14 protein-coding genes and 2 pseudogenes are annotated in these 14,121 nt (G+C 42.5%); 12 read left to right on the top strand and 4 right to left on the bottom strand.

Annotated features, from left to right (window positions below):
• The first annotated feature begins 26 nt into the window (after positions 1 to 26).
• Positions 27 to 1,373 carry a sulfatase family protein gene (locus tag ASD40_RS25670; RefSeq protein WP_057305963.1) on the top strand — a complete coding sequence of 449 codons (1,347 nt, stop codon included), beginning with the start codon at positions 27 to 29 and terminating at the stop codon, positions 1,371 to 1,373.
• A gap of 91 nt (positions 1,374 to 1,464) precedes the next feature.
• The gene (locus tag ASD40_RS25665; protein ID WP_057305962.1) at positions 1,465 to 1,917 is read left to right on the top strand and encodes an SUMF1/EgtB/PvdO family nonheme iron enzyme; all 453 of its coding nucleotides are present in this window, start codon (positions 1,465 to 1,467) and stop codon (positions 1,915 to 1,917) included.
• A 255-nt stretch (positions 1,918 to 2,172) separates the two neighbouring features.
• Here ASD40_RS25665 and ASD40_RS25660 read toward each other — a convergent pair whose 3' ends face one another.
• Complete coding sequence (locus ASD40_RS25660; RefSeq protein ID WP_235549378.1) at positions 2,173 to 2,808, bottom strand: TetR/AcrR family transcriptional regulator; 636 nt, start codon at positions 2,806 to 2,808, stop codon at positions 2,173 to 2,175.
• Between the two features lie 100 nt (positions 2,809 to 2,908).
• On the opposite strand from ASD40_RS25660, the gene ASD40_RS25655 reads away from it, so the two are divergent.
• The 9 genes and pseudogenes from ASD40_RS25655 to ASD40_RS39505 all read left to right on the top strand — a co-directional run bounded on the left by ASD40_RS25655 (position 2,909) and on the right by ASD40_RS39505 (position 9,662).
• Positions 2,909 to 3,799, top strand: a complete 891-nt coding sequence (locus ASD40_RS25655; RefSeq protein WP_057305960.1) for a ketopantoate reductase family protein — start codon at positions 2,909 to 2,911, stop codon at positions 3,797 to 3,799.
• A 351-nt stretch (positions 3,800 to 4,150) separates the two neighbouring features.
• Positions 4,151 to 4,452, top strand: a pseudogene (locus ASD40_RS36670) (SUMF1/EgtB/PvdO family nonheme iron enzyme); the annotation flags it as partial.
• A 284-nt stretch (positions 4,453 to 4,736) separates the two neighbouring features.
• Positions 4,737 to 5,477: pseudogene (locus ASD40_RS25650) on the top strand (ABC transporter ATP-binding protein).
• Positions 5,478 to 5,797: 320 nt separating this feature from the next.
• Positions 5,798 to 6,412: a nitroreductase family protein gene (locus ASD40_RS25645; RefSeq protein WP_057305959.1), complete on the top strand. Its 615-nt coding sequence runs from the start codon at positions 5,798 to 5,800 to the stop codon at positions 6,410 to 6,412.
• Between the two features lie 4 nt (positions 6,413 to 6,416).
• Positions 6,417 to 7,616, top strand: coding sequence for an MFS transporter (locus ASD40_RS25640; protein WP_057305958.1), 1,200 nt, complete (start codon positions 6,417 to 6,419; stop codon positions 7,614 to 7,616).
• Positions 7,617 to 7,977: 361 nt separating this feature from the next.
• Entirely contained in the window at positions 7,978 to 8,544 is a 567-nt protein-coding gene (gene sigK / locus ASD40_RS25635) for an RNA polymerase sporulation sigma factor SigK (protein ID WP_082562446.1), read from the top strand.
• Between the two features lie 60 nt (positions 8,545 to 8,604).
• Positions 8,605 to 9,279: an ABC transporter ATP-binding protein gene (locus ASD40_RS25630; RefSeq protein WP_057305957.1), complete on the top strand. Its 675-nt coding sequence runs from the start codon at positions 8,605 to 8,607 to the stop codon at positions 9,277 to 9,279.
• Positions 9,280 to 9,409: 130 nt separating this feature from the next.
• Positions 9,410 to 9,577 carry a hypothetical protein gene (locus ASD40_RS38855; protein ID WP_235549377.1) on the top strand — a complete coding sequence of 56 codons (168 nt, stop codon included), beginning with the start codon at positions 9,410 to 9,412 and terminating at the stop codon, positions 9,575 to 9,577.
• The gene (locus ASD40_RS39505) at positions 9,522 to 9,662 is read left to right on the top strand and encodes a hypothetical protein (RefSeq protein ID WP_414858799.1); all 141 of its coding nucleotides are present in this window, start codon (positions 9,522 to 9,524) and stop codon (positions 9,660 to 9,662) included. The genes ASD40_RS38855 and ASD40_RS39505 overlap by 56 nt, the downstream gene beginning before the upstream one ends.
• Positions 9,663 to 10,413: 751 nt before the next feature.
• Here ASD40_RS39505 and ASD40_RS25620 read toward each other — a convergent pair.
• Positions 10,414 to 10,977 (bottom strand): spore coat protein, encoded by a 564-nt coding sequence (locus tag ASD40_RS25620; RefSeq protein WP_057305955.1) that lies wholly within the window; start codon positions 10,975 to 10,977, stop codon positions 10,414 to 10,416.
• A gap of 503 nt (positions 10,978 to 11,480) precedes the next feature.
• On the opposite strand from ASD40_RS25620, the gene ASD40_RS25615 reads away from it, so the two are divergent.
• Complete coding sequence (locus tag ASD40_RS25615; RefSeq protein WP_057305954.1) at positions 11,481 to 11,768, top strand: hypothetical protein; 288 nt, start codon at positions 11,481 to 11,483, stop codon at positions 11,766 to 11,768.
• Between the two features lie 370 nt (positions 11,769 to 12,138).
• Here the strand turns inward: ASD40_RS25615 and ASD40_RS25610 are convergent, their stop codons facing one another.
• Both ASD40_RS25610 and ASD40_RS25605 read right to left on the bottom strand, forming a co-directional pair.
• Positions 12,139 to 13,188: a YeiH family protein gene (locus ASD40_RS25610; RefSeq protein WP_235549376.1), complete on the bottom strand. Its 1,050-nt coding sequence runs from the start codon at positions 13,186 to 13,188 to the stop codon at positions 12,139 to 12,141.
• 60 nt (positions 13,189 to 13,248) lie between these two features.
• Complete coding sequence (locus ASD40_RS25605; protein ID WP_057305953.1) at positions 13,249 to 14,022, bottom strand: FadR/GntR family transcriptional regulator; 774 nt, start codon at positions 14,020 to 14,022, stop codon at positions 13,249 to 13,251.
• Positions 14,023 to 14,121: the final 99 nt, after the last annotated feature.

Raw genomic sequence — 14,121 nt, 5'->3', positions numbered from 1 at the left:
TTTGGAATCAAGAGGGAGAGTAAGCGATGAATAAACCGAATATTTTATTTCTGATCTCGCATGATACAGGCAGATATTTAGGCTGTTATGGGAAACAAGTTGAGACTCCGAATCTGAATGCGATGGCTGAAAAGGGAGTGCGCTTTGACCAGTATTTTTGCCCGGCTCCTCAATGCAGTCCCAGCAGAGGAAGCATTCTGACTGGCTTATATCCGCATAACCACGGCATGATGGGCTTGGCTCACCTTGGATTTTCTATGAATCCTGAAGTGGCCACGCTGCCCAAAGAGCTTCAAAAAAACGGGTATGAAACGGCTTTGATCGGTTTTAGCCATGAAACCATCGATGAACCAGATAGTAGGCTCACTTCCTCCACCTATAAATTAGGCTACGAACGTGTTCTGCCGGTACCGGGAGATAGAGGGCCTAACGTTGCGGAAAGAGTTGCTGAATATTTACAGGAAAAAGCTGCATATTCGGATGGTAAGCCATTTTTTGCATCCGTTGGCTTTTTTGAAACACACCGAGATTTCGACGAATACGAGGAAATCGCTGATCCTATAAGCAAGGTAGTCCCTCCGCCCTATTTACCTGATACTCCGAAGATCAGGGAAGATTTTGCGCTGCTGCATGGCTCAGTAAAGGTTTTGGACCAAAGCATTGGACGTATTTTACAAAGTTTGGAGAATACCGGACTTAGCCAAAATACGCTTGTTATCTACACAACCGATCACGGTATCGCTTTCCCGAGAGCCAAAGGTACTTTGATGGATGCCGGATTGGAAACAGCGCTAGTCATGTATTATCCTGGACGTATGGATGGAGGTAAGGTTGTAGATCAACTGTTGTGCAACGTAGACTTAATGCCGACTCTCCTCGAATTTATTGGAGCAGATGTCCCTCAAGGGATTGATGGAAACAGCTTTTTGAACCTATTAGAACCTGCGGAAAGCCGTCTGACAACCCGTGATCATTTCTTTTCAGAACTCACCTGGCATGACCAATATCACCCTATGCGGAGTGTACGGACAGAGAAATTTAAATATATCCGTAACTTTGAGGATGGCCCGGCAGTTTACTTGCCGCTGGATATACATCGAAGCCTTTCGGGAGTTGTCGTAAGAGATGAGTATTATGCGCCTAACGTTTCGGAGGAATTGTACGATTTGGAGAAGGATCCGTTTGAAAAATATAACGTTGCCAACCTTCCAGCATATGCGAAAGTTCTTATAGAGCTAAGATCTAAGGTTGATGCTTGGATGAGCCGTACGAAGGACCCTTTGTTGAAAGGAAGCGTTATAGGAATTGCCGCTCCGGATTGGCAGGAACAGTTCGATAATGGGACTGCATATGCGTATAAAAGAAAGCCATAACCTCTGAAGATTTGAGTAAATTCTACTTGGGCTAAATAGACCGAAATCCTTAAATCAGGGTTTCGGTTTATTTAGGGAGCAAATCCAATCGGTGACCGAAACCGATCAGATAACTGATGTAAAGGTGAAACAGGGGAATGGAACCGAAGGCATGGTTTATCTACAGGGTGGAAAATTCTTGATGGGCACTGATGATAAGGAAGGCTTTCCTGCGGATGGCGAAGGACCTGTGCGTGAGGTGGAGCTGCATCCATTTTATATCGATGAAACCGTAGTAACGAATGCGAAATTCGCTAATTTTATTCAAGATACGGGGTATCAGACTGAAGCGGAACGGTTTGGTTGGTCGTTCGTATTCCATCTGTTTGTATCAGTGAAAACGAAGAGCGAGGATGCCCGCAGCTTACATGGGGTTCCTTGGTGGCTCGCGATAAATGGAGCCGATTGGCGTAAGCCAGAAGGACGGGATTCTTCCATCGAGGAACGCTGGGATCATCCCGTGATCCATGTTTCCTGGAACGATGCGGTTGTCCTAAGAAAATAAAGTATTGGACTGGAAAATAAAAGTGTTAGACCGTGAAAATATAGTTGTAGACTGAGAAAATAAAGTATTAGACTGCCGCAATTTTCATTAAGCTAACGGTCAGGATGACGATCTGCAGGGGCTTGAGCGGAGTCCCGGCCGTGGTCACGACGCCGCCGCAATACCCCAGGAAGATTAACAGCAGCGGCTCGAGCAGGCCCATAGGAGCTGGAGGAAGAACAGCAATTGGATCGAGTTCGTTGGATTAAATATTCATCACTTGTGATACAAACCCAGACCATTCATCACATAAGGACGAACAATCTTTACGAGTAAATCAGTTCGATCATTTTCCCCGTCCGTAAACCAACGATATGCAGCACCATAGATCGTTGAGCTTGTCATGGCTGAAATGATCTTTATATATTCGTAGGCTGGTAATTGGTGGTTTTCTTCTTTTAAAAATATGCTCTCAATTGTTTGCTCCAACATTTTCTTTATTTTTTCATCGACAAGTTTAGCAATAGATTTGGAATCCATTCTGCATATTCGATAAAAGTCTACAATATAGCTATGTGTCATCAAGATCAATTGATCGCATATTTCTCCTGTGAATTCCCTCGATAACATCACTTCTTCAGGGATCATCCCGTGAAAAGCCTGTTCAATTGTCTCGTCAAGCAAAGCATATTTATCTACATAATGGTCATAAAAGGTAGCGCGGTTAATCGTAGCATTCTGAGCGATATCCTTTATGGATATTGCATCAAATCCTTTACTCCGCAACAATTCACTGAATGCTTCCCTTATTAACTGTCGTGTACGCAATACCCTTGGATCCTGCAAATTCACCAAATCAAATCCCTTCTTAAACATCAAATATCCTAGAGTGTTGTTTAAGCTACTTTCCACATCATCTGCTGGTTGAAATCATAAGAGTGCGGTAATAATATTTTAAACAGCAGGTGTTGCTTAAGCAAGCTCTGACTATTTAGCTGAAGGAAGGATCATAATGGGCATTAAACAAAATAGGCTCTTGGTATTTGGTGCTGGTGTGATTGGCAGTGTCTACGCTCTCCGATTTGCACAGTACGGACTGGACGTAACAGTGTTGGCACGCGGAAAGAGATTGGATGAGCTGAAAAGGAACGGACTGCGATACAACGATAATGGAACGATAAAGCAAATACCGATCAAGACGATAGATAAGTTAGAAGATGATGACGTTTACGATTACATTTTTGTTCCCGTACGATATGATCAGGCCGAATCTGCCTTAACTGTTATTAAGAGTAATCAGAGCAAGACCATAGTCACCTTGACCAACACCATGGGATATGATCACTGGCTTGAAATCGTGGGTGATCGGTTACTCCCAGGATTCCCGGGTGCCGGTGGAGACATTAAAGAGGATGTTCTATACGCCCAATTCGGATCCGAAAAACATCAAGGAACCATTTTTGGTGAAATAAATGGACTGGTAACCGAAAGAGTAAAAAATCTTGCCAAAATATTTGAAACGGTGGATTTGCAATATGAAATCCAAAAAAACATATTGGCATTCCATATCTCTCATACTGCCTTGGCTATCGTCAACAAGCATTTCTACACAGAAGATGGAATGGTGGATGTAGAGACAGCAAAAAGTGAAAGCATTCTATGTAAGATCGCAGCTGATATTAAACAAAACATTCAACTGGTAGAACACGCTGGAATACCGGTAATCCCACCCGAAACGAAGGTGATGGGAGAATTGCCAGACAACGATATTATTTCTCGTTATCGTCAGATGTTGAGTAATGACTTTATCATTGATGTTAAGCTTGGAAATCATGCCGTAAATCAAAAAGCAGAAATCATGTTGTTGGATGAGACGTTTCACAAAGAGATGTCACAACGATGATATTAAAGCTTTTCATGGGGGTCTCAATAAGCTCCAGTTCTTTTCATTTATCCATACTTGATCATTCGCAAAACCATACTGTCGTGCTGTGCTGGGCGCCGTTGGAAATATGTTTTAAACTTATATTCCAAGATCGTCGGCCTCCTTGGTTTCTCCGGGCATTACGACGGGGAACGTTAGTTCAATGAAAAAGCGACAGTCTAGGACTTTATTTTCTGGTCCATGGCTGCTGCTGCTGTTCCGTTTTTAGGGGTCAGTCTAATACTTGTTTTTCAGAGCCTGACAGTTTTGCAATTCGAAAAACCGCACGAATTCAATACATCCAGTCTAATACTTTATTTTCGCTGAACAGCGGTTGCATATGGCAAGTGGGCAGGGAAACGATTGCCCACGGAGGCAGAGTGGGAATATACCGCAAGAGGCGGTTTGGTGCAAAAAACATATCCATGGGGAAACCTGTTGATGCCGGTTCAACAGCATATGTGCAACATTTGGCAGGGGCTCTTCCCATATAGAACGACGCTTCAGACGGCTATGCCGGAACGGCGCCAGCGAAGTCATTCCCACCGAATGGTTACGGCTTATACAATGTGATTGGAAATGCATGGGAATGGTGCTCAGACTGGTTTACGGTTAATCCAGATCAATATGGATTCATAAATCCGAAGGGCCAAAGTAAGACATTTAAAGTTGAGTAAATAATGATTTTCCGATAATATCTATCGGATTAGTTAAAAATAACGTTGACGAAGTTTAATAAAGGATGGTAATCTATGAATAGTAAATCACTATTCTTATTATTCGAATTGACTAACTATGTTATGGGTATTCTATTTTTCTATATGTTTGGAATGTGACTACCGTTTGCACGGAGACGTTCTTTTCTCTACCCAGAGAAGAGTGTCTCTTTTTTTATTTCAAAGAGGAGATGAATGTTATGGTCGAACCACTATTGAAAATCGAAAATTTAAACAAAACATTTCAGTCAATCAAAGGGTCTGTTCAAGCGCTCCATAATATCCAATTGCAAGTGAAAGAAGGAGAATTTATTACAGTCATTGGTCCTAGCGGCTGTGGCAAAAGTACATTACTCAAAATTATTGCAGGATTGGACATTTGATCAAGGGACCGGGCATTGATAAGGGTTTCATTTTCCAAGAACCACGATTATTTCCATGGCTGACTGTAGAAAACAATATAGCTGCCGACCTCTCGCTAAGAAATGCTGAAGTCCGCAAGAAAGTTGATGAACTGATTGGGCTTGTTCGATTAGAAGGATTCCAAAAATCATTCCCCAGAGAACTTTCCGGCGGGATGGCTCAGCGTGTGGCGATAGCCAGAGCGTTACTACGAAATCCAAAGGTCCTGCTGCTCGATGAACCGTTCGGGGCTTTGGATGCTTTTACGAGAACACACATGCAGGAAGTGCTGATTGATATTTGGCAAAAAAATAAGACGACGATGATTTTTGTGACGCATGACATCGATGAGGCCATCTATTTAGGCAATTGGGTGGTCATCCTCAAACCGCGTCCCGGCGAGATTCGGAATATAGTCTCCAGTGATTTGCCGATACCCCGAAAAAACAACCACATCGTTTCAAGAACTGCGTTTAAAAGTACTTAGTGAATTTGAAAAAATTGAAGAGCTGGAGTTAGTAGACAGTTCCGGTATTTAGTTCGAAGGGGGAATTGCTATGAGCCAACAAGGATAATGGGCAGTGGGCGATTCGAACATTGTTCAGAAACCTAATCTGTCTGACAAACAACGGAGGTTTAAACAACAGTTAAACCGAACTTAACGGCTTTACACCTGACTTGAACAAGAAAGTCACCCCAATTTCAACAATCAAGGATGTTTACCGACGATGGCGTTAAACTGCTTGACGGTACGAAGAAATTCTTAGTTGAAGAGAAGCTGGCGGGAAAAGATTTTGATCTGAATCAGTGGATTTTAAAATAATTGGTTACCAGTGGTAACGAAAGGAAAACGATGAACATGGCGACAACCATACAAACAGGTTATCAAGCTGCAATTACGCAAGAAGTTGAAGAAAATCGGAAAGCTGATTATCCGGTACACTCCATTTTTCTTAATCGCTGGTCATCCCGTGCATTCGAGCCAAAGGAGGTTACGGATGAGACAATTTATACGATTCTTGAAGCAGCCCGTTGGGCGCCGTCCGGAAGCAATCTGCAACCTTGGAGGTTTATCGTTGCAAAAACAGAGTCACAGAAGCTGAAGTTCCAAGAGTTTATTAAGCCGAATAATCGCTTGTGGACGGATGATGCACCTGTTTTGCTGCTTATCATCTCCAACAAGCTTCGTCAGGATGGTGAATTGAACGGCGCACACGCGTTTGATGCCGGTGCCGCTTGGGCGTCGATTGCCTTTCAGGCGCATTTATTGGGTCTAGCGACACGAGCTGTAGGCGGATATGACAAGGACAAAGCGCGCGAGGTGCTCCATGTTCCTGCAAATTATGAGCTGCATGCAGTTATTGCGCTTGGATATCGTGGACCGCGCGAAACGCTGCCGGAAGCTCTGCAAGAGCGTGAACTGCCAAATGGCCGTAGGTCACTAGACGAGAGCATTATTGAAGGTTCTTTCTAGTTGCATGAGGCATTGGAATCGGCAGTTCGCTGCTTTGCTTACCGTACAACTGCTTGTATCAACGGCACATGGAATGTTTATTCCGCTGCTGCCAAGCTTCCTGCATGATGTGGGGCATGTTAGCGGTTATTCGCTCTATTTGTGGTCGGGAACGGCATTCTCCGCAAACTTTATTGCGATGATGCTTGCGATGCCTTTTCTCGGACGCATTGGCGACCGTTACGGACGTAAACCCATTATGCTTTGGTCTGGCTTCGGAATGGCCATAGTCACAGCGCTTATGCGACTTGCTTATGAGCCATGGCAGCTAGCTCTGTTGCGATTTGTGCAAGGCTGTTTTACAGGAATACTGCCGTTCGCAATGGTTCTTGTACTGATTGGTGCTTCGGAAAGAAAGGTTGGCGTCTCAGCTGGGACGATGCAGATGATGGGGGAGACGGGCTCATTAATCGGCCCACTTATAGCCTCATCTCTGCTTTCTTTTGTATCGGTGCAAAGTGCGTATCCAGCGATGAGTCTATTTATTTTGCTAGCGGCCGTATGCGTTTTACTTTTCGTAAAAGAAGGTCCCCGCAGCACGATAGTTAAGACAAGGGATCGGAGCACTATGCTAACCGACTGGAAGCAAATATGGAAAATGAAGCCCTTACCATCTCTGCTGCTCAGTGCGTTATGCGTTAATTTCGCACTTGTTGGAATGAACCCCGTCATGCCGTACTATGTTATGCAGGCTACGCATACCTTCACATTCTTGAACGAACAGTGGCTCCTCGGTGTTACTTTATCGGCGACTTCATTCGCAGTCATTGTGTTTTCACCGTTCCTAGGCTCGCTCTCTGACCGTGTTGGTCCAGTTCTGCTTCTTAAAGTGGCAACGGGGACTGCCGTATTACTTTGCTTCGTGCAAGCAGTAACGCATATATATCCGGTTATTCTTGTTTGCCGATTTATCCTCGGGTTGTGCGTTGCTGGCATGATGCCAAACATCCAGGCCCAGGTCAGGAGTATGGTTCGTAAAGGGATGGAAGGACAAACGTTTGCCATGGTAAATTCGTGGATGTTCTTTGGCAGCTTGTCAGGTCCGTTAGTAGGTGGTGTTATCATTGCTCGTTTCGGGATTAGCGCTTGGTTTGCTGCGGCAATGGTCGTCTATGCGATTAGTTGCTGGCAAGCGTTTCGAATTGGCATCGTTCAGTCGCGTTAAGCCAAAATGGAGTTAGCATCTTCTGGCACGTAAGCTTTATTATCGATTTAATTTTCATACTTCTCATAAATACAGGAGTCACAATATGAACTTTTGCTGAACCATCCTGCTGAGGATGGTTTTTTGTTTTTTTAAGTTATTTACGTGAATGTGAACAGGGAGGATAAAGAAAGTGTAACAGAGATGTCAGTCCTCGTGACAACTGGCAGGACCAAAAGGCGTATGAGTAAGCTGCTTAGGAGTAGGTGAAATTTTTTACTTACAAATTTTGAGTAATTTATCGATGTGTGAGAAGAGAATTATTTCTGCTGGTCCTCATGCTGGTCCTCAGCAAAAGGATTGAAATAAATCATTTGCGCCAATGATCAGACTATCTACAAGCTATTGGAGGACCAAGATTACGTTGCTTCGTGTTCACAACCTCAAAAAATTCGACAACACAGGAGAAGATCTCGAGGATTTAATCTCCATAGGGACGATAGGCTTGATCAAAGCCATCGAGTCGTTTTCGCCGAACAAAGGGACCAAGCTCGCGACGTTTGCCGCTCGCTGTATCGAGAATGAGATCTTGATGCATCTGCGTTCGCTGAAGAAAACGCGCAAAGATGTGTCTTTGCATGATCCCATCGGAACGGACAAAGAGGGGAATGAAATTACGCTTATCGACATTCTCGGTACGGAAGCAGATGACGTAGTGGATAAGGTGCAGCTGAAGATAGAGAAAAGTAAAATTTACCGTAATTTGGAAATTTTAGATGATCGAGAAAAAGAAGTCGTCGTTGGCCGGTTTGGGCTGGAGCTTGGCGGGGAAGAGCGGACGCAGCGGGAGATTGCTAAGGAGTTGGGGATTTCGCGGTCGTATGTGTCAAGGATAGAGAAAAGGGCGCTTATGAAGCTTTATCATGAGTTTTATAAGGCGAAACGGTAAGGGTTATGAGTCAGATACTTCATTTATTTGGACATTGTGCAAGTAATGGAGGTGAAGATTATGACGTTAATTCATATCGAAAATGCCAGTAAGTATTATACGATGGGCGAGGAAACGATTAAAGCATTAGATGATGTCTCGTTAGATATTGATCATGGAGAGTTCGTGGCTATTATGGGACCGTCAGGTTCCGGCAAATCAACGCTGATGAACATCATCGGGTGTTTGGATATTGTTGATAAAGGAATTTATGACCTAGATGGTCAAGCAATAAAAGTGCTTAAGGATTCTCAGCTTGCTGAGATTCGTAATCAGAAGATTGGATTTGTTTTTCAAAGCTTCAACTTACTGCCGAGATTAAGTGCCTATGAGAATGTGGAGTTGCCTTTGATCTATCGGGGAATGAGTAAAAAGGAAAGAGAGCCTCTCGTTTTACATGCACTGGAATCGGTGGACTTGCTGGATCGTAAGAAGCATTTTCCATCAGAGTTATCTGGCGGGCAGCAGCAGCGTGTTGCTATTGCGCGAACGTTGGCAGGTGATCCTCCGATTATTTTGGCGGATGAACCTACGGGAGCGTTAGATTCGAAGACAGGTGTGGAGATCTTAAACATTTTTAAGAGATTAAATGCACAAGGTCGGACGATTATTTTGATTACCCATGACTTATTAATTGCGCAGCAGGCGAAGCGGATTGTGAGGTTTCGGGATGGGCGGTTGTTGGAGAGTGTTTAAAATTGCAGTATTCGATAAATAATATGAAATTATACTTGAAGCATACTGGATCAGTGAATTTATCATTGATTAAGTATGCTTTTTTTGCATTCACAGTAATTTAGAAGGCTGTTTGGGCAGAGGAAGCACAGTGTCTTCTTGGATCGAAGAAGCTGTGAACAAGGCAGTTGAAGCAGGTTTAATGGAGGATAAAGTAGAGCAAATCTTTGATTCGAAGTCCGAAGCTTTACGCAAATATCGAAATGATTGCGTTAAAGCTGAGTTATATGGAACGTACGTATTTTTCAAGATTATTTAAAAAGTACTTTGGGGTTGGGAAGTCAGAGCATTATCATGCTGAAACATTCATTTGGATCAGAATCAGGATTGGAACTGCAACTTGATTTGAATATATAGACCGTTGAACGTATAGTGCTGTCTCGTCAAGTTTCGGAGATATAGTTGCTGAATGCCTCTTGTCTTGTGATGCTCGAAGTCAACCACAACAAACAGGAAGTTATGTTCCTCTAGGAACCTAGTGACGGGGGAGATAGTAATGACCTGTAGACTCGAAATCATCATCGGTTGTTTATTAGTAGCTTCCTCAATGAAAGGCCTTCAAACCTTCTTGAGTATGATAAACAGTGAAGCTTTTGCCGTAAGGCTGGCCCTGACTTTCTCCTTTCGCAATATCTAGACCAGCAACAGGATTCATAAGATCACCTTCGCTTGAATGTATTTGCCGGCTGCCCTTAGTCCCGCTTGTAGTGTCATAGCTTAGCTTGTTATTCGAGATCAATGTCTCAACCAGCCTCAAACATATTTCTACAAGTAGGGGTGAACAGTTTAGCACAATGGTTGAAGCTCCACGGACAAAGACGTTCTATCCCGGCTACCCGTACTAAACCCCTTAATGAAAAAGAGTTCAACCATTAAATACTGGCTGAACTCATAATACGAAACATTCCTAATCTTCGTTTCTATAGTCATTTTTTAAGCAACTTGATTATTTGCCTAAAACTATCTGGAACTGTTGGACCGCTATCACTTTTAAGTAATTCTGTATCAACGCGGCTAAATATCGTTGTAGTACATTTATTCGCTGAGCGTCCTTAATTGCATTCTCATTTTTAAACTCTGTTAGCAAAAGCAACATTACTGGTGGTCGGCAACAAGTGGCTGAGCTTTTTGATAGATCTGTTCCATGGCTTGTAACATTTCGGTTGGAGCTTCATGGTTTTGATACCATCCCTTACGAACCATATACTCCAGCACTTCGAAAGACTGATGAGAACACATCTTGAAAGAATCTTCCAAAAAAGAACGCAATTGTGGTACAGAGCAATTAAAAGTTGACCATGCATTGTCTTTACCAGCACGATTTAAAGTGAGTAAGTACGCCGTAGCAATCGACCGATCGTCCAGTTCGAATAATTTGGTTTGAGGTTGTATGGCTTCATATTTTTTAGTAGCGTTCATAGATACTGATGTGGTTTTTAATGGAGGGAAATTTAATTGATCCGTGGATCCGTTGGGTAGAGAAGCGAATTCGACCTTAATATTGTAATCCTGTAAATGAGTGGAAAGGTGACTTGTGATCAAATTCTTTAACTCTTTATCTTTAACTTGATGGATGAACAATGCCATGCAATTTATTGTCTTGGTACAACTCATAAGTAGTTCGTTCAATTCATTGGCTTCTTGAATACTAAGCTTCATTTAACGCACTCCCTTAAAATTTTCGTTGAACCATATTCTATCTAATTACTCATTTTTTATGCTCATCTGGTTTATCTGTGTTCTGGAGTTAAAAATTTATTCAATTTCTGCAATGGGGCTAACTATCAAATATTTACTGTATATTTATACATACACCAAATTCCAACGTATTCTGCAACAACAAAAATGGAATCGTGTGGGGTTTACAGGCTCTGTTATCTAATTAAATATTAAAATATAGATCACAATGCTGCAGAATATTATGATCCTTAAGGAAAATTAGTCGAGTAGCTCAGTATTATACTTGTTGATTTCAGCTTGAATATCCGGACTTAGCAATTCATACATCTTTCAATGATTCGGTAGATAATTGGCCGACAGTCTCAACCCGCAAGATTTTAGACATATTCGACTATTCGACTCAATAGGCACAAATTCTATGGGTGAGAATAAAATGCATCTAAGTAGGCGAAAATGGAGAAAAAGGAAATGAAGGTGAGCAAATGAAACAACGAAATGATGACTTGATGATCCCCGAAAATGACGCAATTTTAGCAGAAATAACACTTAAGCATATCCGTCAAGGAAGTTACGAATTAAAGGCATTTTCAGAAGCTGCCGAGCGTATTGGAAGCAGTATCAGCGCGTGTTCATTCAGATGGAATTGTTTAGTTAGAGAAGGACATGAAGAGGCAATTAATGCGGCTATAGCTGAACGTACACAACAAAGAAATAGCGTGCGATACAAATCAGGAACTTTATTTCTGATAAGAAATCGGGGTAATGTTTAAATGATCAAAAAGCCACTTGCCAAAGTGGCTTTTTTCGTCTGACAAATGGGAAATTGTTAGTACCTCCATATCCATGATGAGTTTAGATGATTGACAAAATTTAAAATCACATGTATTCTTAATACAAGTAAACCAATCGGAATTAAATAATGTGAGGGTGATCTCTATGTTTTTACTTAAAGAAATTGTATGCAGTTTTTTGCTATGCGTCGCATTCCTTTGTTATTTTAAGGAGTTTAAGCAAGATGATTGGCGATCGGAAGGGTAATAGGCTAATGTGAGGCAGTCCTATAACAAAAAAACGGCAATCCATCAGATTGACGGCTACCGTTATTGTCGAACACCTTATTTAAATATTGATGAGTTAGAATTAGTAAAAAACGGTAATAAGTACTTGCCCCAGTATTGTCAGCGCAACAAATCCCACAATAGCCATAACAATGGTGTTTCTTCCTACTTTTTTGAAGTCAGTCATGTTGATACTCAGTCCAAGTCCTGCCATTGCAATAGACATTAAGAATACGCTTGCCGCTATCAAGAAGTGAATAACTGAAGAAGGCAGTAGGCCAGTCGTGTTTACCAAACTCATAGCTAAAAAGCCGAAGATGAACCAAGGAATGGGTAGGTTTTTCAAACTCTTTTTATCCGTTTCTGTTCGCTCGCCTGTACGGTAGAAGTAACCCAATATAAGAGCAACAGGGATCAGAAGAGCCACTCTGCCAAGTTTGACTAGAATAGCTGTCTCGCTGCTTATATCTCCGCCGGGAACTCCAGCTGCTATGACGTGTGCCAGTTCATGCAGCGTAGAACCTGCAAAAACTCCGTAAGTATAAGGATCAAGCCCTAAATAGGGGTATAAAAAAATATAAAAAACAGTCCCAATAGTACCTAAAATCGCTATAGAAGCAACGGATATTGCCGTTTGCTCTTTTTTGGCGCCTATTAATGGAGCGACAGCGACAATGGCAGCAGCCCCACAAACCGCGGTGCCAACGGCAATTAATACGGTAAAAGTCTTATCCACGGACAACCATTTCCCCAAAAGGATCATGATAGTCAGGGTAAATACAATTACGATCATATCGATCAGCACAACTGAAAGCCCTGCTTCCCAAATTTGACTGAAATTCAGACGAACTCCCATCAAGATGATGCCAGCCCGAAGCAAGAACTTACTGCTGAACGTAATGCCAATACTAGCATCCGTAGGGATATCCATCACGGATTTCCATAAGACACCAAGCATGATGGAAATAATCATAATTCCCATTATGGAAAAGAAGGGAACTTCAGCGATACGGCCAGCCAATACAGCCAGTGTTACCGTTAATGCAAGTCCTTTCAGAGGCTTTTTCCAACTGGCCGTATTACTTACAATGGTTGTTCCGAGAGGACCAGGCTGTGTATTAGGAATCTGCAAAACTAACATCTCCCATCGCCAAATTTCGTTTTACAATTTAACTAGAGCGGCTTAATAGATTCATTGATCAGCAGGTTCGCTTTCTTCCATTAAGCTGACCGGTATTCCTTCAAGTTCGAGTTCAAGGAGAAGAGTTCTTTCCACACTGCTAAGATGTTCGAACATCCTAGAGCGCGCCAGTTTTGTGTTTCTTTGAATTAAGGCCTCAGCGATTAACATATGCTCCTTAAGAGATTGTTCAACCCGTCCCGGAATTTTTATGGATTGCATCCTGCTTTCCCGCAGCAAATCAATCAAATTCGTCATTACCCGGATGACAACTTCATTACCAGCCGCCTCTGCGACCGACAGATGGAACTGCTGATCGGTTTCAGACAAAAACTTGTCACGTTCTTCTTTGGTTTGAAACTGTTGCTCCACGATAACTTTATTGTAACAGTCTCGTGTCGTTTCGTAGATTTGTTCCAAGAAGTCTGACGTTCCCCGCTTAGCCGCTTTGGCGGCGCTCTCCGTTTCAATCATCTTTCGAACTTCGAATAATTCATAAATCGTGTCGGTTTGCAGAAACAAATAGGAGGCCAAGTTGTCAAGACGCGCGCTATGGTCTGCAACAAAAACGCCGTGTCCCTGACGAATGTTAAGTAAATTCATGGCAGATAAAATTTTGAACGCTTCCCGAATGGTTGGCCGACTGACATTCATCATTTCCGCCAACTCACGTTCAGAGGGAAGCTTATCACCCGGTTTAAGCTGACCGGAAGCGAGCAGTTCATGGATATGATCGACCACTTTGCGTGAAAATGTTTTACGTTCCTCATTAATTGATTTAAACAAGCATACCAACCTTCTTTCTCTTAACCCTGTACAAGGGACAGACGTAACTTCGTGAATGAACGGCTCCATTATAGCAAAATAGCGATCTAAAGACATCCA

Source organism: Paenibacillus sp. Root444D2 (genome assembly GCF_001426375.1).
In the GTDB taxonomy this organism is placed as follows: domain Bacteria; phylum Bacillota; class Bacilli; order Paenibacillales; family NBRC-103111; genus Paenibacillus_E.
Note: the sequence above shows the minus strand (reverse complement) of the source record. Positions and strands in the feature narration are given on the sequence as shown.